The following is a 21,744-nucleotide window of genomic DNA, read 5'->3' as shown; positions in this document are numbered from 1 at the left end:
GACACGACATCATGGGTGTTAATTTTTATAATTTATTTACCGCATCCGTGCTTACTTACTCGCAAACTATTTTGCTACGTAATGGATTGCGTAGCTCATCACATTCTAAACAGATTGTGACTAGGATTATTTACCTAATTGCATAAAAAATGTGACTTACGTGGTTTTTTCGCGCTGTGTTCCAAAAATCCTGCCCGTCGTTAAATTAATTATCAATAGGATCAACATCCAGCGTCCATTTAACCTTTTTTGCCTGCGGCAGACTGGCAATCAGAGGCATTGAACTTTTGATTACGTGTTGTAGCACTTTACGTGACGGATGCTGGATAAGCAGCTGCCAGCGGAATCGTCCACTGCGCTTGGCCTGCAGTGCCGGAACGGGTCCAAGTACCCACAGTGAATCATCCTTTAACGGGCTGGCTTCCAACAGATTGCGCAGCTGCTGCAAAAACATCGCCGATTGCTGATTGTCATGGTCTTCTGAACGGAACAGCACGTGACTGGTAAACGGTGGCAAAAAAACGCTTTTACGCTCTGCCAACGTCTGTTTAGAAAAGGCGTCATAACCTTGCTGTAACAAGACTTGTAATAAGGGATGTTCCGGGTGATGAGTTTGCAGCACCACTTCGCCCTGTTTACCGGCGCGTCCTGCACGTCCTGAGACTTGGGTATAAAGTTGGGCAAAGCGCTCGGCGGAACGGAAGTCTGCCGAGAACAGTGCGCCATCGACATCAAGCAGTGAAACGAGTGTGACGTCAGGGAAGTGATGACCTTTGGCCAGCATTTGCGTGCCGATCAAAATTCGCGCGCCGCCTCGATGCACCTCCGCCAGATGCTGTTCCAGCGAGCCTTTGCGGCTGGTGGTATCCCTATCGATACGAGTGATCGGTGTGTCGGGAAACAAGGGCGCCAGCTCGTTTTCCAGCTGTTCTGTGCCAACACCCACCGACACCAGCTGCGTCGAGCCGCACTGCGGGCACTGATGCGGCACCGAGCGCTGACTGTCACAGTGGTGACAGCGCAACTGCCGATGATTCTGATGAAATGTATAATAGTGATCGCAACGCTGGCACTCGGCTATCCAGCCACACTCGTGGCACAGCAGCGCCGGCGCATAGCCGCGACGGTTAAGGAAAAGCATTACCTGGTTATCTGCTTTGAGATGCTGCTGCATACGCTGGATTAGCGGCTGCGACAGGCCCACCTTCAGCGGTAGTCCTTTTATATCCAGCAGATGATGCACGGCCGGCTTGGCATTACCCGCGCGCTTGGTCAGTGTTAACTGACGATATTTGCCAAGTTGCACGTTGTGCAGCGTTTCCAGGGCCGGGGTGGCGGAACCCATGATAATCGGAATGTTTTCCGCATGGGCGCGAAAAACTGCCAGATCGCGAGCGTGATAGCGCCAGCCTTCCTGCTGTTTGTAGGAACTGTCGTGCTCTTCATCAATGATGATCACGCCAAGGCGAGCAAATGGGGTGAACAGTGATGAGCGGGTGCCGATGACAATCCCGGCTTCGCCGTTTCTGGCGCGCAGCCACACTGACAATCGTTCGCTGTCGTTCAGACCAGAGTGCAGCACGTCGACCGGCGCACTAAAACGTTCGCGAAAACGGGCGATGGTCTGCGGCGTCAGGCCGATTTCCGGCACCATCACCAGCGCCTGGCGACCTTGCGCGAGAATATTTTCCAGCACGCTGAGATAGACTTCAGTTTTACCCGAACCGGTGATCCCCGCCAGCAGCCAGGCAGAGAACTGTTGATCTTCGCTACGAATAGCCCCGACGGCGGTGGCCTGTTCGGTATTCAGGCGCAGACGCTCACCCACCACCGAGAAGTCTTTGCGCCAGTCCTGCGTGACCGGCGCTACGCTTTGCAAATCCGCAAGCCCTTTGGATCTCAAGGCCTGTAGCGCCGCTTCGTTAAGTTCTAAATTGTTTATCTGATGGCGATAGATTTTGCCGTGCATCAGCGCAGCCATCGCCTGCTGCTGTTTCGGCGCGCGTTTTAAGGTATCTAAAGGTGTCGCGCGGCCCTGCTCGGTGGCGAACCATTGTAATAACGGGGTGAGTTGCGCAGGTTTTCCCTGCCGTAAAAGCACCGGCAGCGCGTGAGACAGCACTTCTCCGAGCGGAAAGTGATAATAATCGGCGGCCCAGTGCAACACGCGCCATAAATCTGGGGTAAACAGGCTCGCGCTGTCGAGCACAGCCACTACCGGTTTGAGTTTTTCAATCGGGAAATCACTGCTGTCGCTGACGCCGGTAACAATACCAATCGACTCTCGTTTGCCAAACGGAACGCTGACCCGACAGCCGGGGACCACCTGCATACCGGGTGGTAATATGTAGTCAAAAGTGCGGCTTAATGGAACGGGTAGAGCAACGTGAGCAACAGGCATTTGTGGTCCAGACTATAAAAAAATGACGAGATAGTGTACACTGGGTGTCTCGGAATGCATGAACATGATTGCGCGGTCAGATTTTATTCTGTATGATTCGCCGCCTTTGATGCATTCCGTATCAGAGACCTAATCATTAACACCACGCGTGGTGTCCGGCGGTAACACGGTTGGATAGCGACGCGGCCTAAACAGAGGTTTTCCCATGAAAGAAGGTATTCACCCTAAATATACCGTTGTTACTGCTAACTGCTCATGCGGTAACGTTATCAAGATCGGATCTACCGTTGGTCACGATCTGAACCTGGACGTTTGTGGCGAATGTCACCCGTTCTACACTGGTAAGCAACGTGAAGTGGCTACTGGTGGACGTGTTGACCGCTTCAACAAGCGTTTCAGCGTACCGAGCAGCAAATAAGCTTCGCTCGAGAGCAAAAAAAGGCGCCGGTGGCGCCTTTTTTATTGCCTGTTTTTCTTCCACGTCTCTCTTCCCTGAAAACGTCAGACTCTCCTTAATACTCCCAGGTATCAGGATCAACGCCCAGTTCACGCATGAGAATTTTGGCGGCTTCCGGAATTTCATCACTGCGTTCTTTACGCAGGTCTTCATCGTTTGGCAGCGGCTGGCCAGTGAAGGCGTGCAGAAAAGCTTCGCACAGCAATTCACTGTTTGTTGCATGACGCAGGTTGTTAACCTGACGACGCGTGCGCTCATCTGTCAAAATTTTCAATACTTTCAGAGGAATGGAAACCGTAATTTTTTTAACTTGTTCGCTTTTCTTACCGTGTTCAGCGTAAGGGCTGACATATTCGCCGTTCCACTCAGCCATGGGACACCTTAAATTTATCAAATAGAAATAAAATTCTGAAAACCCGGCGATTATGCCCGATTTTCGCAGATCTCACTATAGACGTTGTCCGTAAATCCTGGCCTGAATGCTGTTCGCTTTGTCAGCGGAGACAGGTTCGTGTTTTACTGTGCCAATCAGCGTTGCTGCGTCCGCATAATACGCCATACAGCTATAATTTTAGCGGTTATTATTACAATGCTCAATCTATACGCAAAGAAGTTTAGATGTCCAGATGTATTGACGTCTATCCCGCTAACGATTAATCTTTACACCCTCATCCTCATTTATCCCGTCAGGGAGCAACAAATATGACGCTCAAGCAAGGCACAATCGCGGTAAACAGTGGACTCAACATTGACCAGCAGTATGGCGGTGTTGTTCCCTCGATCACTCTTTCTACTACCTATAGCTTTGAAGATTTCAATCAGCCGAGAGCCCACGACTATTCTCGTCGCGGCAATCCGACGCGTGATGTCGTTCAGCGCGCACTGGCAGATTTGGAAGGAGGTGCGGGTGCCGTGCTGACTAGCAGTGGAATGTCGGCGATTCATCTTGTTTGCACCGTGTTTCTTAAACCGGGTGATTTACTGGTAGCGCCGCACGATTGCTACGGCGGCAGCTATCGTCTGTTCGACAGCCTGAGCAAGCGCGGTGCGTACCGCGTGCTGTTTGTCGATCAAGGTGATCCCAAAGCGTTGCAGGAAGCGCTGGACCAAAAACCCAAGCTGGTACTGATTGAAACCCCAAGCAACCCGTTGTTGCGCGTGGTGGATATCAAAGCTATTTGCGATGCGGCGCATCAAGCGGGCGCGCTGGCGGTAGTGGATAACACCTTCCTCAGCCCGGTACTTCAGCAGCCGCTTAAACTGGGTGCTGACCTGGTAGTGCATTCCTGTACCAAATATTTGAATGGTCACTCTGACGTGGTTGCCGGAACGGTAATTTCCAAAACGGCCGAGCATGCGACCGAGCTGGCATGGTGGGGCAATAACATTGGCGTTACCGGCGCGGCGTTCGACAGCTATCTGCTGCTTCGCGGTTTGCGTACCGTCGGCGTGCGTGTAAAACAGCAGCAGGAAAATGCGCTGGCAATTGTTGCTTATTTACAGAAACAATCGCTGGTTAAAAAACTGTATCATCCATCCTTGCCTGAGAATCAGGGGCACGAAATTGCGCGACGTCAACAAAGCGGTTTCGGGGCGATGGTAAGTTTCGAGTTTAATGGTGATGAGACTAGTCTGCGTCAATTCCTTAAAGAACTTAAACTTTTCACACTGGCCGAATCATTGGGTGGCGTTGAAAGCCTGATTTCTCATACCGCCACCATGACCCACGCGGGTATGGCGCCGGAAGCACGTAAAGCCGCAGGGATATCCGACAGTCTGCTGCGCATTTCTGTCGGTCTTGAAGATAGCGAAGATTTAATTGCCGACCTGGAACACGCTTTCCAGTCGGCGGCGAAGAGGTAAGTAATGAATGCAATAGCGGTTGCAGCACCGGCAGGAAGCCGGCAGTTACATAAATTTGGTGGTAGCAGCCTGGCCGATGCGAAGTGTTATCTTCGCGTAGCTGGCATCATGGCCGAATACGGTAATCCTGGCGATATTATGGTGGTTTCTGCCGCAGGCAGCACGACTAACCAACTCATTAGCTGGCTGAAATTGAGCCAGAGCGACAGGATCTCGGCTCATCAGGTGCAGCAGGCGCTGCGCCGTTATCAAAGTGATTTGATTACCGGCCTGCTGCCTGCCGAAATGGCTGAACCGCTGATTGCGACATTTATTCACGATCTTGAGCGCTTGGCCGTGTTGCTGGACGGTAAAGTCACCGAAGCCATTTACGCTGAAGTCGTCGGGCATGGTGAAGTCTGGTCTGCCCGTTTGATGTCGGCGCTGCTGGCCCAGAAAGATCTGCCTTCTGCCTGGCTCGACGCCCGCGATTTCCTGCGTGCCGAGCGTGCTGCACAGCCTCAGGTCGATGAAGGTCGTTCCTACCCGCTGTTGCAACAGCTGATGGCTCAGCATCCGCATCAGTATCTGGTCGTCACTGGTTTTATCTCGCGCAATCAGGCGGGTGAAACTGTACTGCTTGGCCGTAACGGCAGTGACTATTCTGCGACGCAAATTGGCGCGCTTGCAGGTGTCAGCCGTGTCACCATCTGGAGCGACGTGGCCGGGGTTTACAGCGCCGATCCGCGTAAGGTGAAAGATGCCTGCCTGCTGCCGCTGCTGCGTCTGGATGAGGCTAGCGAGCTTGCCCGTCTGGCGGCACCTGTGTTGCATACCCGTACTCTACAGCCAGTTTCAGGCAGCGATATCGATTTGCAGCTGCGTTGCAGCTATCAGCCAGAGCAGGGTTCAACCCGTATCGAGCGCGTTCTGGCGTCAGGAACTGGTGCGAAGATAGTCACCAGTCATGACGATATCTGTCTGATTGAACTGGCTGTTTCCCCGGAACATGATTTTGCGCTGGTGCATAAAGACGTTGAGCTGCTGCTAAAGCGCGCTCAAGTTAAACCGCTGGTCACTGGTGTTCATCCCGATCGTAATCTTTTGCAGTTGTGCTACACCTCGGAAGTGGTGGGCAGCGCACTGGCTGTCCTGGAAGAAGCCGCCTTGGCGGGGCGTTTAACTCTGCGTGAAGGTCTGGCATTAGTGGCGCTGGTCGGTGCGGGAGTTTGCAAGAACCCCCTGCACAGCCATCGTTTTTATCAGGAAATTAAAGACCAGCCGGTGGAGTTTGTCTGGCAGGCGGAAGACGGTATTAGCCTGGTGGCGGTACTGCGCGTCGGTCCTACTGAACATCTGGTCCACGGGCTGCACAACACTTTGTTCCGCGCGGAAAAATGTATCGGCCTGATGCTGTTCGGCAAAGGTAATATTGGTTCACGCTGGCTGGAGTTGTTTGCCCGCGAGCAGAAAAATATCTCCGCTCGCAGCGGTTTCGAATTCGTGTTGGCTGGTGTGGTCGACAGCAAACGCAGCTTGCTGAGTTACGATGGGCTAGACGCCAGTCGCGCGCTGGCCTTCTTCGACGATGAAGCACGTGAACACGACGAAGAGTCGCTGTTCTTGTGGATGCGCGAACACCCTTACGATGATCTGGTGGTGCTCGATGTGACCGCCAGCGCCGACCTGGCCGATCAGTACCTTGATTTCGCCAGCTACGGTTTCCATGTGATCAGCGCCAACAAGGTTGCGGGGGCGTCGGATGGCAACAAATATCGCCAGACTCGCGATGCCTTCGCTAAAACCGGTAGCCACTGGTTGTACAACGCCACTGTGGGCGCAGGCTTGCCGGTTAACCATACCGTTCGCGACCTGCGTGAAAGCGGTGACAGCATTCTGGCGATCAGCGGGATTTTCTCGGGCACGCTGTCGTGGCTGTTCCTGCAATTTGACGGCACTCAGCCATTTACCGAACTGGTAGATTTGGCGTGGCAGCAAGGCCTGACTGAGCCGGACCCGCGCGTTGACCTTTCTGGTCAGGACGTGATGCGTAAGCTGGTTATTCTGGCGCGCGAGGCGGGTTACGACATCGAGCCAAATCAGGTTCGCGTCGAATCACTGGTGCCGCAGGGTTGTGAAGACGGTTCAGTGGATCAGTTTTTTGAATGTGGCGAGGCGCTGAACCAGCAAATGTTGCAGCGTTTGGAGGCTGCCAAGGAGATGGGGCTCGTATTGCGCTATGTGGCGCGTTTTGACGCCAACGGCAAGGCGCGAGTCGGCGTTGAAGCTGTACGTGACGACCATCCTTTGGCTTCTTTGCTGCCGTGCGACAATGTTTTTGCAATCGAGAGTCGTTGGTATCGTGATAACCCGTTAGTGATCCGTGGGCCGGGTGCCGGACGCGATGTCACGGCTGGTGCTATCCAGTCTGACCTTAACCGCTTGACCCAGCTGCTTTAATTTTCACCCCCTGCGGATCCTCGCCGTGGGGGGAAGTTTCATCTTCCCGATTAACTTGAAATTCCCTCAGTTTGGTTGAATATTAATCATACTCCGAAGCTAATTTTGAGTTGACTCTTTGAGCAAAATGTCGCATTTTACATCTAAACGTTTAGACGTCTAGATGCTTATCGTAAAGCAATAATTAAAATGAAATGATGCACAAGGTAGGGATCGTATGAGTTTTTTCCACGCCAACCAGCGCGAAGCGTTGAACCAGAATCTGGCCGAATTGCAGGGTCAGATTAACGTATCTTTTGAATTTTTCCCGCCACGCACCAGCGAAATGGAAGATACGTTGTGGAGCTCCATCGATCGTCTCAGCAGCCTTAAACCTAAATTCGTTTCGGTAACCTACGGTGCCAACTCGGGTGAGCGTGATCGCACCCACAGCATTATTAAGGGCATTAAAGAGCGTACCGGACTCGAAGCTGCACCACATTTGACCTGTATCGATGCTTCGCCTGATGAGCTGCGCCAAATTGCGCAAGACTACTGGCTGAGCGGGATCCGTCATATTGTTGCGCTGCGGGGTGATTTGCCGGCCAACAGCGGCAAGCCAGAAATGTACGCTACCGATTTGGTGCACTTGCTTAAAGACGTCGGCGACTTTGATATCTCTGTTGCGGCTTATCCCGAAGTTCATCCAGAAGCGAAAAGCGCGCAGGCGGATCTGATTAACCTGAAACGTAAAATCGACGCTGGTGCCAACCGCGCGATTACCCAGTTCTTCTTCGACGTAGAAAGCTATCTGCGTTTTCGCGACCGCTGCGTTTCAGCCGGTATTGACGTTGAGATCGTGCCAGGCATTCTGCCGGTTTCCAACTTCAAACAGTTGCAACGTTTCGCCACCATGACCAATGTGCGTGTGCCGCGCTGGATGACCAGCATGTTTGAAGGTCTGGATGACGACGCCGAGACCCGCAAAATGGTCGGTGCCAACATCGCAATGGACATGGTTAAAATCCTCAGCCGCGAAGGGGTGAAAGACTTCCATTTCTACACGTTGAACCGCGCGGAGATGAGTTATGCCATCTGTCACACGCTCGGTGTGCGCCCCGGAATACCGGCATCTTTAACGCTGTAGCGGCGTTGGCCGCCTTCGTTCACCCCGGTCACTGACCTGTGTCAGCTCCCGGGGATTCTCTGCGTTGCCGCCTTGCCACAACGCTAAATCTGCGCGGTACTTGTTGTGACGATTTAGATAACGAAAAACCCAGCCTTGTGAGCTGGGTTTTTTAAAGCGCTAAAAACTAAAATGGGTTGTCCAAGAGATTTCGAGAGGTAGCAAGGCGGCTACCGCTTGAAAGATTAAAGGTATTAGCCGGTATTGCGCATTCCGGCGGCAACGCCTGCGATAGTGACCATCAGCGCCTGCTCAACCCTGGCATCCAGCTCGCCTTGTTCTTCCAACTGGCGCGAACGGTGCAGCAGTTCGGCTTGCAGCACGTTTAACGGGTCGGTGTAAACGTTACGCAGCGCGATAGACTCGGCTATCCACGGCAGGTCGGCCATCAGATGGTCATCGTTCGAGATGGCCAGCACTACTTTGATGTCACTGCTGAGCTGGTCACGCAGTTTCTGCCCCAACGGCCACAGGTCTTTACTCACCAGTCGCTGATCGTAGTACTCCGCCAGCCACAAATCGGCCTTGGCAAATACCATTTCCAGCATGCCGATACGTGTCGAGAAGAATGGCCAGTCGCGGCACATAGATTCCAGCACGTCGCGCTTACCGGCATCCACCACTGCTTGCAGACCCGCACCGGCACCGAGCCAGGCTGGCAGCATCAGGCGGTTTTGCGTCCAGGCAAAAATCCACGGAATAGCGCGCAGACTTTCCACGCCGCCGCTGGCTTTTCGCTTGGCAGGGCGTGAACCCAGAGGCAGCTTGGCCAATTCCTGTTCAGGCGTGGCAGATCGGAAGTAAGGCACGAAATCTTTGTTCTCGCGCACGTAGCCACGGTACATGGCGCAGGAAACGTCAGACAATTGGTCCATCACATCAATCCAGGCCTCTTTCGGCTCTGGCGGCGGCAGCAGGTTTGCTTCGAGAATAGCACCGGTATACAGCGCCAGACTGCTGATAGTCACTTCTGGCAGACCGTATTTGAAGCGGATCATCTCGCCTTGTTCGGTGACGCGCAGGCCGCCTTTCAGACTGCCCGGAGGCTGCGACAGCAATGCCGCGTGAGCCGGAGCGCCACCGCGACCGATAGAACCGCCGCGTCCATGGAACAGAGTCAGCAGCACGCCAGCTTTCTCACAGGTTTTGATCAGTGCATCCTGCGCGCGATACTGCGCCCATGAAGCCGCCATTACACCAGCATCTTTCGCCGAGTCGGAATAACCGATCATCACCATCTGCTTACCCTGAATAAAGCCGCGATACCAGTCAATGTTCAGCAACTGGGTCATGACATCATCGGCGTTGTTCAGATCGTCGAGGGTTTCAAATAATGGAGCAACCGGCATCGCAAACGGGCAACCGGCTTCTTTCAGTAAAAGATGTACTGCCAGCACGTCAGACGGCGTGCGCGCCATCGAAATAACGTAGGCAGCAATCGATCCTTCCGGCGCTTCTGCAGCAACCTGGCAGGTATCCAGCACTTCTTTAGTGTCTGCGCTTGGCGTCCAGTTACGTGGCACCAGCGGGCGAGCAGAGTTCAGTTCGCGGATCAAAAACGCCTGTTTATCGCTTTCTGACCAGCTTTCATAATCACCAAGGCCGAGGAAACGGGTGATTTCGGCAATCGCCTGCGTATGGCGGGTGCTTTCCTGACGGATATCAATGCGCACCAGCGGCACGCCGAAACAGCGCACGCGACGCAGGGTATCGAGCAGCTGCCCGTTGGCGATAATACCCATATTGCAGGCCTGCAGAGACTGATAGCAGGCGTACAGCGGATCCCACAGCTGATCATTATTTACCAGCAGGTCTTTCGGACGTGGCAGCTTCTCGCCTTTCAGGCGCGCTTCCAGATAAACCTGGGTCGACAGCAGCTGAGTCCGAATATTTTTCATGATGGTGCGGTAAGGCTCTACCACGTCTTCGCCACCGGCCAGCTCGCGTAGCTCCGGGGTAGCCTCCGTCATCGACAGTTCAGAAATCAGCACGTGAATGTCGCGCAGGAACAAATCGGTAGCTTTCCAGCGGCTGAGTTGCAGCACGTGGCGGGTGATCGCCGCAGTAACGTTTGGGTTTCCGTCACGGTCGCCGCCCATCCAAGAGGTAAAGCGAACCGGCACCGCTTCCACTGGCATTTTATAATCCAGCGATGTTTCCAGCTGTTCGTTGAATTCGCGCAGGAAAGCTGGCACGCCTTCCCACAGGCTGTTTTCTACTACAGCAAAGCCCCATTTAGCTTCATCAACCGGCGTCGGGCGTATTTTGCGGATTTCATCGGTATGCCATGACTGAGCAATAAGCTGACGCAGGCGACGCATGATTTGCTTGCGTTCGTAGTCGGCGAGGTCGCTATGATCGAGTTGTTTCAGGCAGCTATTAATTTCAACCAGCTTGTGGATCAGAGTACGACGAGCAATTTCAGTGGGATGCGCGGTGAGAACCAGTTCGATAGACAGCTGTTCAACCGCGTCGCGCAGTTGCTGATCGGTAAGGTTCTTCGATTTAAGGCGCTCAATCAGCTGCGCTAAAGCCTCTGGATTGCTGGCCGCTTCGCCATGCGGAGAAATGCTGTGATATTGCTCGGCGACGTTAGTCAGATTAAGAAACTGACTGAACGCGCGGGCAACCGGCAGTAATTCGTCGTTGGATAAGTTTTGCAGCGTAGTCAGCAATTCCTGACGATCTGCTTCATTACCCGCACGTGAGGATTTGGACAGTTTGCGGATTTTCTCTACGCGATCAAGAACCTGCTCTCCCAGCGTGTCCTTGATGGTCTCTCCAAGCAGTTTGCCCAACGTGCTGACATTACTTCGCATTGCGGAATATTGTTCGTTCATATTACCTCTGACCCGTTTCTTGTTTGAATTTTTATGTCTTGTAAATAACTTTCACCCGTAAGGCATTTACGCCTCTGTCTATCCTGCCTTCATGGCAAATTTCAGTATTCCAATTTCATTACTGTAGAAACTTACCGCAAAAACCCTGAATTTCTCATTACTAAAATGCTGAATCGAGCAATCAGACTGAAATTTAATTACAGCCGGTGGGTTATTAGTCTGGCTAATCAGTAACTTTGTACAATATCAAAGGGCATCTCATGATGCCCCTTTTTTGTTACATTATTTTAACAACCCTTCTGCGATTAATGATGGCAGAAATGGTGAACGACCTGAGAGATCAGTTCGCGGGTCGGTTTGATAAAAGCGGTATCGATGTATTCATCTGGCTGGTGCGCCTGATCGATTGAGCCTGGGCCCAGCACCAGAGTCGGACAAAGCTCCTGAATAAACGGCGCTTCGGTGCAGTAGTTAACAATCTCGGTCTCAGTTCCCAGCAGTTTTTCGACAACCTGCACCAGACGGTGATCCGGCGGGCATTCATAACCTGGAATTGGCGGGTGCAAGGCTTCGATAGTCAAACGACCCGGCCAGCGGCTGCTTACTGGTTCCAGCGTTTCGTTGAGTAAATCATCTAAATCTGACAGCGTCAGGCCCGGCAGTGGGCGAATATCCATGTGCAGTTCACAGCAGGCGCAAATACGGTTGGCTGCATCGCCACCATTAATATGGCCAAAGTTCATGGTCGGATAAGGAATGGCAAAGCCGCTGTGGTTATAACGATCCTGCAGCGTTTTACGCAGGCCCATCAGGTGAGTGATGGAATCGTGCATCAGCTCGATGGCGTTGATACCGCGCGCAGGATCGCTAGAGTGGCCTGACTGGCCGGTAATGCGGATAGCATTGGAAATATGACCTTTGTGTGCGCGCACCGGCTTCAGCGACGTTGGCTCGCCAATAATTGCGCAGTCCGGGCGAATAGTCGAAGTTTTGGCAAAATAGCTGGCACCGGCCATGGTGGTTTCTTCGTCGGCGGTGGCAAGAATATATAGCGGCTTAGTCAGCTTCTCGGTGTCGATATCACGCAGCGCATCGACGATAAACGCGAAAAAGCCTTTCATATCCGCAGTGCCCAGGCCGTAAAGCTTGTTTTCGTGCTCGGTCAGTACGAAAGGATCGCGCGTCCAGCGGCCATCGTCGAACGGAACGGTGTCAGTATGACCCGCTAACAGCAGGCCACCGGCGCCTTCGCCAATGCTGGCCAGCATGTTGAATTTATTACGCGTATTGGGTACCGGCTGAATCTCCACTTTAAAGCCTAAATCAGTAAACCATCCTGCCAGCAAGTTGATTAAGGTTTCATTGCTCTGATCCAGTGCGCTGTCGGTGGCACTGATCGAAGGCGTGGCAATTAACGCACGGTATAGCTCAATAAATGGAGGTAATTTCATCTTCACTGTTGACAGCCTTTGGTTAGGGTAATATAAATATTCATGCATTTAATGTGAATAAAAATACATTAAGCGGGTTCGTAAGGAAACACTAAAATCAGACGGGTTTCTGAGTTAGTATTAATGCAACGAACGTGCTGAATTTCGCGGGCTTCTGGCGTAAAAAACGCAGTGAGCCCTCTATTTTTGAAAAAGAAGGTGAACTGAGCCCATGTTGAATACGCTGATTGTTGGTGCCACCGGTTATGCTGGAGCTGAACTTGCGCTCTATCTGAATCGTCACCCACATATGAACATAACCGGTTTAACGGTTTCAGCGCAAAGTGCAGATGCAGGAAAATTACTTTCCGATCTGCACCCGCAGTTAAAAGGCATTGTCGATCTGCCTGTTTTGCCATTGGAAAATGTGGCTGAAGCAGCCAAAGGCGTCGATGTCGTTTTTTTAGCGACGGCACATGAAGTCAGCCATGATTTGGCCCCGCAGTTTCTGGCACTGGGATGCACCGTATTCGACCTGTCTGGTGCGTTTCGCGTCAATGATCCGGCTTTCTACACCCAATTCTATGGTTTTGAGCATCAGCATCAGGACTGGCTTGATAAAGCCGTTTACGGTCTGGCCGAATGGCAGGCAGATAAACTGAAAGACGCGCAGCTGATTGCGGTTCCAGGATGCTACCCAACGGCGGCCCAGCTGGCTATTAAACCGCTGCTGGAAAAAGAGTTACTGAATCAGGACCAATGGCCGGTAATCAATGCGACAAGCGGCGTGAGCGGAGCAGGGCGTAAAGCCAGCCTCGGCACCAGCTTTTGTGAAGTGAGCCTGCATGCTTACGGCGTATTCAACCATCGCCACCATCCTGAAATCTCGACCCACTTGGGTACGCCGGTCATTTTCACCCCGCATCTGGGCAGTTTCCCGCGCGGTATTCTGGCTACCATTACCTGCCGTCTGAAGCCAGGCGTCAGCGCAGAGCAAGTTGCCAAAGCGTTTCACAGTGCCTACGACAACAAGCCGCTGGTTCGTCTGTATGACAAAGGCATGCCAGCGCTGAAAAACGTAGTTGGCCTGCCGTTCTGTGATATCGGTTTTGCTGTGCAGGGTGAGCACGTCATCATCGTGGCGGTTGAAGACAACCTGTTGAAAGGCGCATCGGCTCAGGCAGTACAGTGTCTGAACCTGCGCTTTGGTTTCCCGGAAACTACCTCGCTGGTGTAATAATCTGAAATTTAAGGCAATTAGTTTAAAAGCTAACTGATTGTTAATTTTATAAAACACCTTGTTTTGAACGTTTATTCGTCCGCTCAGGGGTGTTAAATTAAATACCCAGTGATTCCAGAAGTCGCTGGTGTTGAAGCAAGGTGGCATACGAATGAATCCATTGATCATCAAACTAGGCGGCGTGTTACTGGACAACGAAGAGGCGCTGGATCGCCTGTTCGCGGCGCTGGTTGCTTATCGTAAAGAGTATCAGCGTCCACTGGTGATCGTTCACGGCGGTGGCTATTTGGTTGATGACCTGATGAAACGTCTCAACTTGCCGGTGGTTAAGAAGTCTGGACTGCGCGTTACGCCTGCCGACCAGATTGATATCATTACCGGAGCACTGGCGGGCAGCGCCAACAAAACGCTGCTGTCCTGGGCGGTTAAAAACGATATTAGCGCAGTGGGCCTGTCTCTGGCCGACGGTGGTTCAGTTAGCGTAACTCAGCTTGATGAAGAGCTGGGCTTTGTGGGTAAGGCCGAAGCCGGTTCCCCTAAACTGATCAACACACTGACAACAGCGGGTTATTTGCCAATCGTCAGTTCTATCGGTATCACAGCCGAGGGCGTGCTGATGAATGTCAATGCCGACCAGGCAGCGACCGCTCTGGCTGCAACGCTGGGCGCAGATTTGATTCTGCTGTCCGACGTCAGCGGTATCCTCGATGGTGACCGTCAGCGTGTCCCGGAAATGACCGCAGCAAGAGCAGAAGAGATGATTGAGCAAGGCATCATTACCGATGGCATGATCGTCAAAGTGAATGCCGCTTTAGACGCCGCGCGCACTTTGGGTCGTCCGGTCGATATCGCCAGCTGGCGTGACGCAGAAAAACTGCCGGCTCTGTTCAATGGTGAAGCCATCGGCACCCGTATATTGGCGTAACCAGGTTTTAAGAGTTTTATTATTAAAGCGCGGCGTAAAAAAACGTCGCGAAATCAGATATTTTTAAGGAAATTATCATGGCAGCAACTCAAGGCATCAGCAAAATCGTTCTGGCTTACTCGGGCGGTCTAGACACCTCGGCCATTATTCCATGGCTGAAAGAAAATTACGGTAACTGTGAAGTGGTGGCGTTTGTGGCCAACATCGGCCAGGACCAGGCAGACCTGGAAGGCATCGAGCAGAAAGCGTTGGACACCGGTGCTTCTGAGTGCCACGTTGTTGATCTGCGTGAAGAATTCATCAAGGATTACGTTTACCCAGTGCTGAAAAGCGGTGCGCTATACGAAGGGACTTACCTGCTGGGCACCTCAATGGCTCGCCCATTGATCGCCAAAGCTCAGGTTGAACTGGCGCTTAAAGTCGGAGCAGACGCGGTTTGCCACGGCGCAACCGGTAAAGGTAACGACCAGGTTCGTTTCGAAACAACCTACACCGCGCTGGCTCCACAGCTGAAAGTGGTTGCACCATGGCGTGAGTGGGACCTGCGTTCCCGTGAAGCCCTGCTGGACTACCTGAAAGAGCGTAATATCAAGACCACTGCTTCTCTGGAAAAAATCTACAGCCGTGACGAAAACGCATGGCACATTTCTACCGAAGGTGGCGTGCTGGAAAGCCCTTGGAATGCTCCTAACAAGGATTGCTGGGCCTGGACCGTGGCTCCTGAAGATGCACCAGACGAAGCAGAACTGGTCACCTTGAAAGTTGAAAAAGGCGAAGTTGTTGCCGTTAACGGCAAAGATCTGACCCCGTTTGGTTGTCTCGAAGCGCTGAACGTCCTGGGTGTGAAACACGGCGTTGGTCGTATCGATATCGTTGAAAACCGTTTGGTAGGTATCAAGTCTCGCGGCTGCTACGAAACCCCGGGCGGCACCATCATGATGGCTGCGCTGCGTGGCGTTGAGCAGCTGGTTCTGGACCGTGACAGCTTCAAATGGCGTGAGCAGCTCGGCCAGGAAATGTCTTACGTGGTCTACGACGGTCGCTGGTTCGCTCCTCTGCGTGAGTCAATTCAGGCAGCTGCCGATTCTCTGGCGCAGGACGTTAACGGTGAAGTTGTTGTGAAACTTTACAAAGGCACTGCTACTGCTATCCAGAAAAAATCGCCGAACAGCATGTATTCTGAAGAGTTTGCGACCTTCGGCGAAGACGAAGTGTATGACCACAGCCACGCTGGTGGTTTCATTCGTCTGTTCTCACTCTCTTCACGTATCCGTGCACTGAACGCTGCTAAAAAGTAAGTCTCAGTTTACTTCGGTTACATCAGGCGTGCGGGGCATCTCGCACGCCTGAAACATCACTTCAAATTTCACTTCTACAGCAAGCAAAGTCAGGAGCATTATCATGGCATTATGGGGCGGACGCTTTAGTCAGGCAGCAGATCAGCGTTTCAAAGAACTGAATGACTCACTGCGGTTTGACTATCGATTGGCAGAGCAGGATATCGTGGGCTCGGTTGCCTGGTCAAAAGCGCTGGTCACCGTTAATGTACTGACCGCAGACGAACAGCTAGAGCTGGAAGGCGCGTTGAACGTGCTGTTGGAAGAGGTGCGTGCCAATCCTCGCGCTATCCTTGAAAGCGATGCCGAAGATATTCATAGCTGGGTTGAGCTGAAGCTGATCGACAAAGTCGGCAATCTCGGCAAGAAATTACATACTGGCCGTAGCCGTAACGATCAGGTCGCAACTGATATCAAACTGTGGTGTAAAACCCAGGTGGTTGAACTGCAACTCGCCGTTAAGCAGCTGCAACATGCGCTGGTAGAAACTGCCGAGGCTAATCAAGACGCCGTGATGCCTGGTTATACTCACCTGCAACGCGCGCAGCCGGTGACTTTTGCCCACTGGTGTTTGGCTTATGTAGAAATGTTGGCTCGTGACGAGAGCCGTTTGCAGGATACCCTTAACCGTCTTGACGTCAGCCCTTTGGGTAGCGGCGCATTGGCAGGCACGGCATATCCGATCGATCGTGAACAGCTTGCTGGCTGGTTGGGCTTTGCTTCGGCAACGCGTAACAGCCTCGACAGCGTTTCAGATCGTGACCACATTCTTGAATTACTGTCTAACGCATCAATCAGCATGGTTCACCTTTCACGTTTTGCGGAAGATCTAATCTTCTTTAACACTGGTGAAGCGGGCTTCGTTGACCTTTCTGACCGCGTGACGTCTGGCTCTTCACTCATGCCGCAGAAGAAAAATCCGGATGCGCTTGAGCTTATCCGCGGCAAATGTGGTCGCGTGCAGGGTGCGTTAACCGGGATGATGATGACCCTTAAAGGCTTGCCGCTGGCTTATAACAAAGACATGCAGGAAGACAAGGAAGGGTTGTTTGATGCGCTTGATACCTGGATGGACTGCTTGCAAATGGCGGCATTGGTCCTCGATGGTATTCAGGTAAAACGCCCGCGCTGCAAAGAAGCGGCTGAGCAAGGCTACGCAAACTCTACCGAGTTGGCTGACTATTTAGTTGCCAAGGGTGTGCCGTTCCGTGAAGCGCACCACATTGTCGGTGAGGCAGTGGTCGAGGCAATCCGTCAGGGTAAAGCGCTGGAGGCCTTACCGCTGGCCGATTTGCAGAAATTTAGCAGTATTATTGGCGATGACGTTTATCCGATTCTTGCGCTGCAATCTTGTCTCGACAAGCGCAATGCCAAAGGCGGTGTTGCGCCTGAGCAAGTTGCGCTGGCTATCCGTGAAGCCAAATCGCGTCTGGCTTAATAGCTTTTCGCCTGATTGCTGCTAAATAGCAGACATAAAAAAGCGGGCCTTACGGCCCGCCAAACCTTCATAGACTGCTTTCTTTCTAATAAGACGTTCTGATACTTATTAGCCCCGATACAAATCAGGCTGCGAAGTACTGTTCCAGATCGTCGCTTCCCCCGATGTGGCGACCACCGATGAACACTTGTGGAACTGTTGCACGACCACTGACCGCACGCAGACTCACAGTTGTTGCATCTTTTCCAAGTACCACTTCTTCGTACTGAATACCGCGTTCTTGCAGCATTTGCTTCGCTTTACTGCAGAAAGGACAGCCTGGTTTGGTGAATACCGAGACCGATTCCTGCACTTTATACTCTGGGGCCAGATATTTGAGCATAGTGTCTGCATCAGACACTTCAAACGGGTCGCCCGGCTTGTTTGGTTCAACGAACATTTTCTCTACCACGCCGTTACGGACCAGCATGGAGTAGCGCCAAGAACGCGGACCGAAGCCCAAATCGGCTTTTTCGACCAGCATGTCCATGCCTTTGGTGAACTCACCATTACCGTCTGGAATAAAGGTAATGTTTGAGGCATTTTGCTCGGCTTTCCAGGCATTCATTACAAAAGTGTCATTCACAGACACGCAGAGAATGCTGTCAACACCGTGCTGACGGAATACGCTCGACAGCTCGTTGTAACGTGGCAAATGGCTCGAGGAGCAGGTTGGTGTAAACGCGCCCGGCAGAGAAAACAGGATCACAGTTTTATTTTTAAACAGGTCATCGCTGGTGGTATCAATCCACTGATCGCCCTGACGAGTGTGGAACGTGACTTGTGGTACGGTTTTTCCTTCACGGCTTGAAAACATGCATAACCTCTTAAATCACTTATTTTGTGGTGAGTAATAAAATTTTTTTCGACGTTGCCTTTCGATGGAAGACATTATTAACGAATAGTCTTGATAGATATAATCGTTGATTGCTATCTTATCTATCGCTACTGACTATCGCCTTTGCGAGTCGTTAAGGGAGAATTTATGAACATCCGTGATTTAGAGTATCTGGTTGCGCTGGCCGAGTTCCGGCATTTTCGCCGCGCTGCCGATTCTTGCCACGTCAGCCAGCCAACGCTGAGCGGTCAAATCCGCAAACTCGAAGATGAGTTGGGCGTTATGCTGCTGGAGAGAACCAGCCGCAAAGTACTGTTCACACAGGCGGGTTTATTGCTGGTAGATCAGGCACGTACAGTATTGCGCGAAGTAAAGGTTTTAAAAGAGATGGCTAGCCAGCAGGGGGAGGCGATGTCCGGCCCGTTGCATATTGGGCTGATCCCAACCGTGGGGCCTTATTTGCTGCCGCAGATTATTCCGTCGCTGCATAAAACTTTTCCGAAGCTGGAAATGTATCTGCATGAAGCACAGACCCAGCAACTTCTGGCGCAGCTCGACAGCGGCAAACTCGACTGTGCGATTCTGGCGCTGGTAAAAGAAAGCGAAGCCTTTATTGAGGTGCCGTTGTTTGATGAGCCAATGAAGCTGGCAATCTATGACGATCACGCCTGGGCATCGCGCGACAGAGTAGCAATGGCGGATCTTTCGGGTGAGAAATTGTTGATGCTGGAAGACGGTCACTGCCTGCGCGATCAGGCGTTAGGTTTTTGCTTCCAGGCAGGGGCAGACGAAGACACTCATTTCCGTGCCACCAGTCTTGAAACCTTGCGGAATATGGTCGCAGCCGGAAGCGGGATTACTCTGCTGCCATCACTTGCCGTGCCACACGAGCGTAGCCGCGACGGTGTGACTTATTTGAAATGTGACAAGCCGGAACCGAAGCGCACCATTGCTCTGGTGTATCGCCCCGGTTCCCCACTGCGCGGTCGCTATGAACAGTTGGCCGAAGCCATTAAACAGCACATGCAACCTTACATGGACGCGTTAGCGTTAAAAAAGGCGGTTTAAGCCGTTTAGTGCCGCAACGCGATAGGCCTCAGCCATTGTTGGATAGTTAAAGGTAGTGTTAACGAAATACTCAATCGTATTTCCTGCCCCTTCCTGTTCCATAATGGCTTGTCCGATATGAATAATCTCAGCTGCGCGTTCACCAAAGCAGTGAATACCGAGTATTTGCTTGGTATCTCTGTGGAACAGCAGCTTGAGACTCCCGACGTTCATACCAACGATTTGCGCACGCGCGAGGTGTTTGAACTGCGCGCGGCCCACTTCATATGGCACTTTCATCGCGGTTAATTCCTGCTCGGTTTTACCCACGGAACTGATTTCCGGAATGGTATAAATACCGCTAGGAATATTTTCAATCAGATGCACTCTGGTCTCGCCCTGGACGATCGCCTGGGCAGCAATGCGGCCCTGATCATAGGCAGCAGACGCCAGACTCGGATAACCGACAACGTCGCCGACCGCATAAATATGCGGCTGAGCAGTCTGGTACATGCTGTTAACTTTCAGCAATCCGCGACTGTCTGCTTCAAGACCGGTATTTTCAAGTTTCAGCGAATCCGTATTACCGGTGCGACCATTGGCGTACAGCAGAGCATCGGCTTTAATTTTCTTGCCAGATTTCAGGTGCATAATGACGCCGTCATCAACGCCTTCAATCCTCTCAAACTCTTCATTGTGGCGAATAACAACGCCGTTATTCCAGAAGTGATAAGAGAGTGCGTCTGACATTTCCTGATCAAGGAACGCCAGCAATCGGTCGCGGGTGTTGATCAGATCGACTTTTACATTCAGTCCGCGGAAAATCGAAGCATACTCACAGCCAATTACGCCGGCCCCGTAAATAATAACGTGGCGAGGTTCGTGTTCCAGACCGAGGATTAAATCGCTGTCGTAAATGCGTGGGTGAGTAAAATCAACGTCTGCAGGACGGTAAGGCCGTGAACCACAGGCAATAATGATATGTTCTGCCGTCACAAAGTCCTGAGAACCATCGGCATAGGTTACCGAAATAGTGTTAGCATCTACAAAGCTGGCATCACCGGCAAACAGTTTGCATTGATTACGCTCGTAGAAGCTTTCGCGCATGCGGGTCTGCTGATTAATCACCGTATCGGCATGGCGTAAAATTTGCGGGAATGTCGAGCTCATTGCACGAGAACCGTCGCTATATAGCGGATTTTGGTTAAACTCGATAATTCTGCTGACTGCGTGTCTTAACGCTTTTGATGGAATGGTTCCCCAGTGAGTACAGCCGCCACCAACGTTGTTATAACGTTCGATGACTGCAACTCTGGAGCCTTGTTTAACCAGACCCATGGCAGCACCTTCACCGCCAGGGCCGGAGCCAATTATGATGGCATCAAAATGATAGTTCTGTGACATGGATAAGGGACCTATTTTTCTACAAAATCATAACGAGAATGTAACATCATAGACCTAATTTCCCAACGACCGGTTATCTATTCGTGGGAATGCGGCAACATTCAGAAGAACTTTATGCTCCACTTAGTATAACGGTCGTTGTAGAAAAATTTGGTATAGTGAAATGAATTCAGGCGAATGAGTAAGTAGATACTATCGGATGAAGGTCATGGGCGTAAGAGCACAACAGAAAGAGCGTACTCGCCGCTCGCTTATTGAGGCGGCCTTTAGCCAACTAAGCGCAGAGCGCAGTTTCGCCAGTTTGAGCCTGCGTGAGGTTTCTCGCGAAGCGGGCATCGCCCCCACGTCTTTTTACCGGCACTTCCGCGATGTGGACGAGCTGGGCCTGACCATGGTTGATGAAAGCGGTTTAATGCTGCGCCAATTAATGCGCCAGGCACGCCAGCGTATTGCCAAAGGCGGCAGTGTTATTCGCACCTCGGTTTCAACCTTTATGGAGTTCATCGGCAACAATCCCAATGCTTTCCGCCTGTTACTTCGTGAACGTTCAGGAACATCTGCGGCATTCCGTGCCGCGGTAGCGCGCGAAATTCAGCATTTTATCGCAGAACTTGCCGACTATTTGCAGCTTGAAAACCATATGCCGCGTAGTTTTACTGAAGCGCAGGCAGAAGCCATGGTTATTATCGTCTTTAATGCCGGTGCAGAGGCGCTGGATGTCGATATCGCCCAGCGTCGCCAGCTCGAAGAAAGGCTTGTACTTCAGTTACGTATGATTTCCAAAGGTGCTTACTACTGGTATCGCCGCCAGCAGGAAAGAACCGCTGACACATCAGTTAACGATGAGGTCATTCAAAGCGATTGAATTTGTGGCAAGGTAT

General features: G+C 52.0%; 16 protein-coding genes. 10 read left to right on the top strand and 6 right to left on the bottom strand.

The window, feature by feature from the left end; genetic code table 11:
• Nucleotides 1-205: 205 nt before the first annotated feature.
• Complete coding sequence (priA, locus tag AB3G37_RS23570) at nt 206-2,401, bottom strand: primosomal protein N' (RefSeq protein WP_369789246.1); 2,196 nt, start codon at nt 2,399-2,401, stop codon at nt 206-208.
• A gap of 205 nt (nt 2,402-2,606) precedes the next feature.
• On the opposite strand from priA, the gene rpmE reads away from it, so the two are divergent.
• A complete protein-coding gene (gene rpmE, locus AB3G37_RS23565) occupies nt 2,607-2,819 on the top strand; it encodes a 50S ribosomal protein L31 (protein WP_009637734.1) in 213 nt (70 codons plus the stop codon).
• A gap of 94 nt (nt 2,820-2,913) precedes the next feature.
• Here rpmE and metJ read toward each other — a convergent pair whose 3' ends face one another.
• Complete coding sequence (gene metJ / locus AB3G37_RS23560; RefSeq protein WP_004392248.1) at nt 2,914-3,231, bottom strand: met regulon transcriptional regulator MetJ; 318 nt, start codon at nt 3,229-3,231, stop codon at nt 2,914-2,916.
• A gap of 329 nt (nt 3,232-3,560) precedes the next feature.
• On the opposite strand from metJ, the gene metB reads away from it, so the two are divergent.
• The 3 genes from metB to metF all read left to right on the top strand — a co-directional run bounded on the left by metB (nt 3,561) and on the right by metF (nt 8,286).
• Nucleotides 3,561-4,721 (top strand): cystathionine gamma-synthase, encoded by a 1,161-nt coding sequence (gene metB / locus AB3G37_RS23555; protein WP_369789245.1) that lies wholly within the window; start codon nt 3,561-3,563, stop codon nt 4,719-4,721.
• A 3-nt stretch (nt 4,722-4,724) separates the two neighbouring features.
• Nucleotides 4,725-7,160: a bifunctional aspartate kinase/homoserine dehydrogenase II gene (locus AB3G37_RS23550; RefSeq protein WP_369789244.1), complete on the top strand. Its 2,436-nt coding sequence runs from the start codon at nt 4,725-4,727 to the stop codon at nt 7,158-7,160.
• Nucleotides 7,161-7,377: 217 nt separating this feature from the next.
• The gene (metF, locus tag AB3G37_RS23545; RefSeq protein WP_369789243.1) at nt 7,378-8,286 is read left to right on the top strand and encodes a methylenetetrahydrofolate reductase; all 909 of its coding nucleotides are present in this window, start codon (nt 7,378-7,380) and stop codon (nt 8,284-8,286) included.
• A 233-nt stretch (nt 8,287-8,519) separates the two neighbouring features.
• On the opposite strand, the gene ppc is transcribed toward metF, so the two are convergent.
• Together ppc and argE are read right to left on the bottom strand one after the other, a co-directional pair.
• On the bottom strand, nt 8,520-11,165 hold the full coding sequence (ppc, locus tag AB3G37_RS23540; protein WP_369789242.1) for a phosphoenolpyruvate carboxylase: 2,646 nt from the start codon (nt 11,163-11,165) through the stop codon (nt 8,520-8,522).
• 305 nt (nt 11,166-11,470) lie between these two features.
• On the bottom strand, nt 11,471-12,622 hold the full coding sequence (gene argE, locus AB3G37_RS23535) for an acetylornithine deacetylase (protein WP_369789241.1): 1,152 nt from the start codon (nt 12,620-12,622) through the stop codon (nt 11,471-11,473).
• A 205-nt stretch (nt 12,623-12,827) separates the two neighbouring features.
• Here argE and argC point away from each other — a divergent pair, with 205 nt between their 5' ends.
• The 4 genes from argC (at nt 12,828) to argH (ending at nt 17,535) form a co-directional block, all read left to right on the top strand.
• Nucleotides 12,828-13,832 carry an N-acetyl-gamma-glutamyl-phosphate reductase gene (gene argC / locus AB3G37_RS23530; RefSeq protein ID WP_369789240.1) on the top strand — a complete coding sequence of 335 codons (1,005 nt, stop codon included), beginning with the start codon at nt 12,828-12,830 and terminating at the stop codon, nt 13,830-13,832.
• 154 nt (nt 13,833-13,986) lie between these two features.
• Nucleotides 13,987-14,760, top strand: a complete 774-nt coding sequence (gene argB / locus AB3G37_RS23525) for an acetylglutamate kinase (protein ID WP_369789239.1) — start codon at nt 13,987-13,989, stop codon at nt 14,758-14,760.
• Nucleotides 14,761-14,837: 77 nt separating this feature from the next.
• Entirely contained in the window at nt 14,838-16,058 is a 1,221-nt protein-coding gene (locus AB3G37_RS23520; RefSeq protein ID WP_009637744.1) for an argininosuccinate synthase, read from the top strand.
• Nucleotides 16,059-16,161: 103 nt separating this feature from the next.
• On the top strand, nt 16,162-17,535 hold the full coding sequence (gene argH, locus AB3G37_RS23515) for an argininosuccinate lyase (protein ID WP_009637745.1): 1,374 nt from the start codon (nt 16,162-16,164) through the stop codon (nt 17,533-17,535).
• Between the two features lie 124 nt (nt 17,536-17,659).
• On the opposite strand, the gene AB3G37_RS23510 is transcribed toward argH, so the two are convergent.
• Nucleotides 17,660-18,391 carry a glutathione peroxidase gene (locus tag AB3G37_RS23510; protein WP_369789238.1) on the bottom strand — a complete coding sequence of 244 codons (732 nt, stop codon included), beginning with the start codon at nt 18,389-18,391 and terminating at the stop codon, nt 17,660-17,662.
• A gap of 168 nt (nt 18,392-18,559) precedes the next feature.
• Between AB3G37_RS23510 and oxyR the strand changes: the two genes are divergently transcribed.
• On the top strand, nt 18,560-19,480 hold the full coding sequence (oxyR, locus tag AB3G37_RS23505; protein WP_369789237.1) for a DNA-binding transcriptional regulator OxyR: 921 nt from the start codon (nt 18,560-18,562) through the stop codon (nt 19,478-19,480).
• On the opposite strand, the gene sthA is transcribed toward oxyR, so the two are convergent.
• Nucleotides 19,463-20,863 carry a Si-specific NAD(P)(+) transhydrogenase gene (gene sthA / locus AB3G37_RS23500; RefSeq protein WP_009637748.1) on the bottom strand — a complete coding sequence of 467 codons (1,401 nt, stop codon included), beginning with the start codon at nt 20,861-20,863 and terminating at the stop codon, nt 19,463-19,465. The two genes, oxyR and sthA, sit on opposite strands and share 18 nt — an antisense overlap.
• A 208-nt stretch (nt 20,864-21,071) precedes the next feature.
• Here sthA and fabR point away from each other — a divergent pair, with 208 nt between their 5' ends.
• Nucleotides 21,072-21,728: an HTH-type transcriptional repressor FabR gene (fabR, locus tag AB3G37_RS23495; protein ID WP_037378808.1), complete on the top strand. Its 657-nt coding sequence runs from the start codon at nt 21,072-21,074 to the stop codon at nt 21,726-21,728.
• The last annotated feature ends 16 nt before the right edge of the window (nt 21,729-21,744 follow it).

It is taken from the genome of Rouxiella sp. WC2420 (assembly GCF_041200025.1).
Taxonomy (GTDB): domain Bacteria; phylum Pseudomonadota; class Gammaproteobacteria; order Enterobacterales; family Enterobacteriaceae; genus Rouxiella.
This window is presented reverse-complemented; position numbering and strand designations above follow the sequence as displayed.

Excerpts from the sequence above, each read along its gene's own strand:
- priA (WP_369789246.1), bottom strand. The coding sequence starts at position 2,401 with ATGCCTGTTGCTCACGTTGCTCTACCCGTTCCATTAAGCCGCACTTTT.
- rpmE (WP_009637734.1), top strand. The coding sequence starts at position 2,607 with ATGAAAGAAGGTATTCACCCTAAATATACCGTTGTTACTGCTAACTGC.
- metJ (WP_004392248.1), bottom strand. The coding sequence starts at position 3,231 with ATGGCTGAGTGGAACGGCGAATATGTCAGCCCTTACGCTGAACACGGT.
- metB (WP_369789245.1), top strand. The coding sequence starts at position 3,561 with ATGACGCTCAAGCAAGGCACAATCGCGGTAAACAGTGGACTCAACATT.
- AB3G37_RS23550 (WP_369789244.1), top strand. The coding sequence starts at position 4,725 with ATGAATGCAATAGCGGTTGCAGCACCGGCAGGAAGCCGGCAGTTACAT.
- metF (WP_369789243.1), top strand. The coding sequence starts at position 7,378 with ATGAGTTTTTTCCACGCCAACCAGCGCGAAGCGTTGAACCAGAATCTG.
- ppc (WP_369789242.1), bottom strand. The coding sequence starts at position 11,165 with ATGAACGAACAATATTCCGCAATGCGAAGTAATGTCAGCACGTTGGGC.
- argC (WP_369789240.1), top strand. The coding sequence starts at position 12,828 with ATGTTGAATACGCTGATTGTTGGTGCCACCGGTTATGCTGGAGCTGAA.
- argB (WP_369789239.1), top strand. The coding sequence starts at position 13,987 with ATGAATCCATTGATCATCAAACTAGGCGGCGTGTTACTGGACAACGAA.
- AB3G37_RS23520 (WP_009637744.1), top strand. The coding sequence starts at position 14,838 with ATGGCAGCAACTCAAGGCATCAGCAAAATCGTTCTGGCTTACTCGGGC.
- argH (WP_009637745.1), top strand. The coding sequence starts at position 16,162 with ATGGCATTATGGGGCGGACGCTTTAGTCAGGCAGCAGATCAGCGTTTC.
- AB3G37_RS23510 (WP_369789238.1), bottom strand. The coding sequence starts at position 18,391 with ATGTTTTCAAGCCGTGAAGGAAAAACCGTACCACAAGTCACGTTCCAC.
- oxyR (WP_369789237.1), top strand. The coding sequence starts at position 18,560 with ATGAACATCCGTGATTTAGAGTATCTGGTTGCGCTGGCCGAGTTCCGG.
- sthA (WP_009637748.1), bottom strand. The coding sequence starts at position 20,863 with ATGTCACAGAACTATCATTTTGATGCCATCATAATTGGCTCCGGCCCT.
- fabR (WP_037378808.1), top strand. The coding sequence starts at position 21,072 with ATGGGCGTAAGAGCACAACAGAAAGAGCGTACTCGCCGCTCGCTTATT.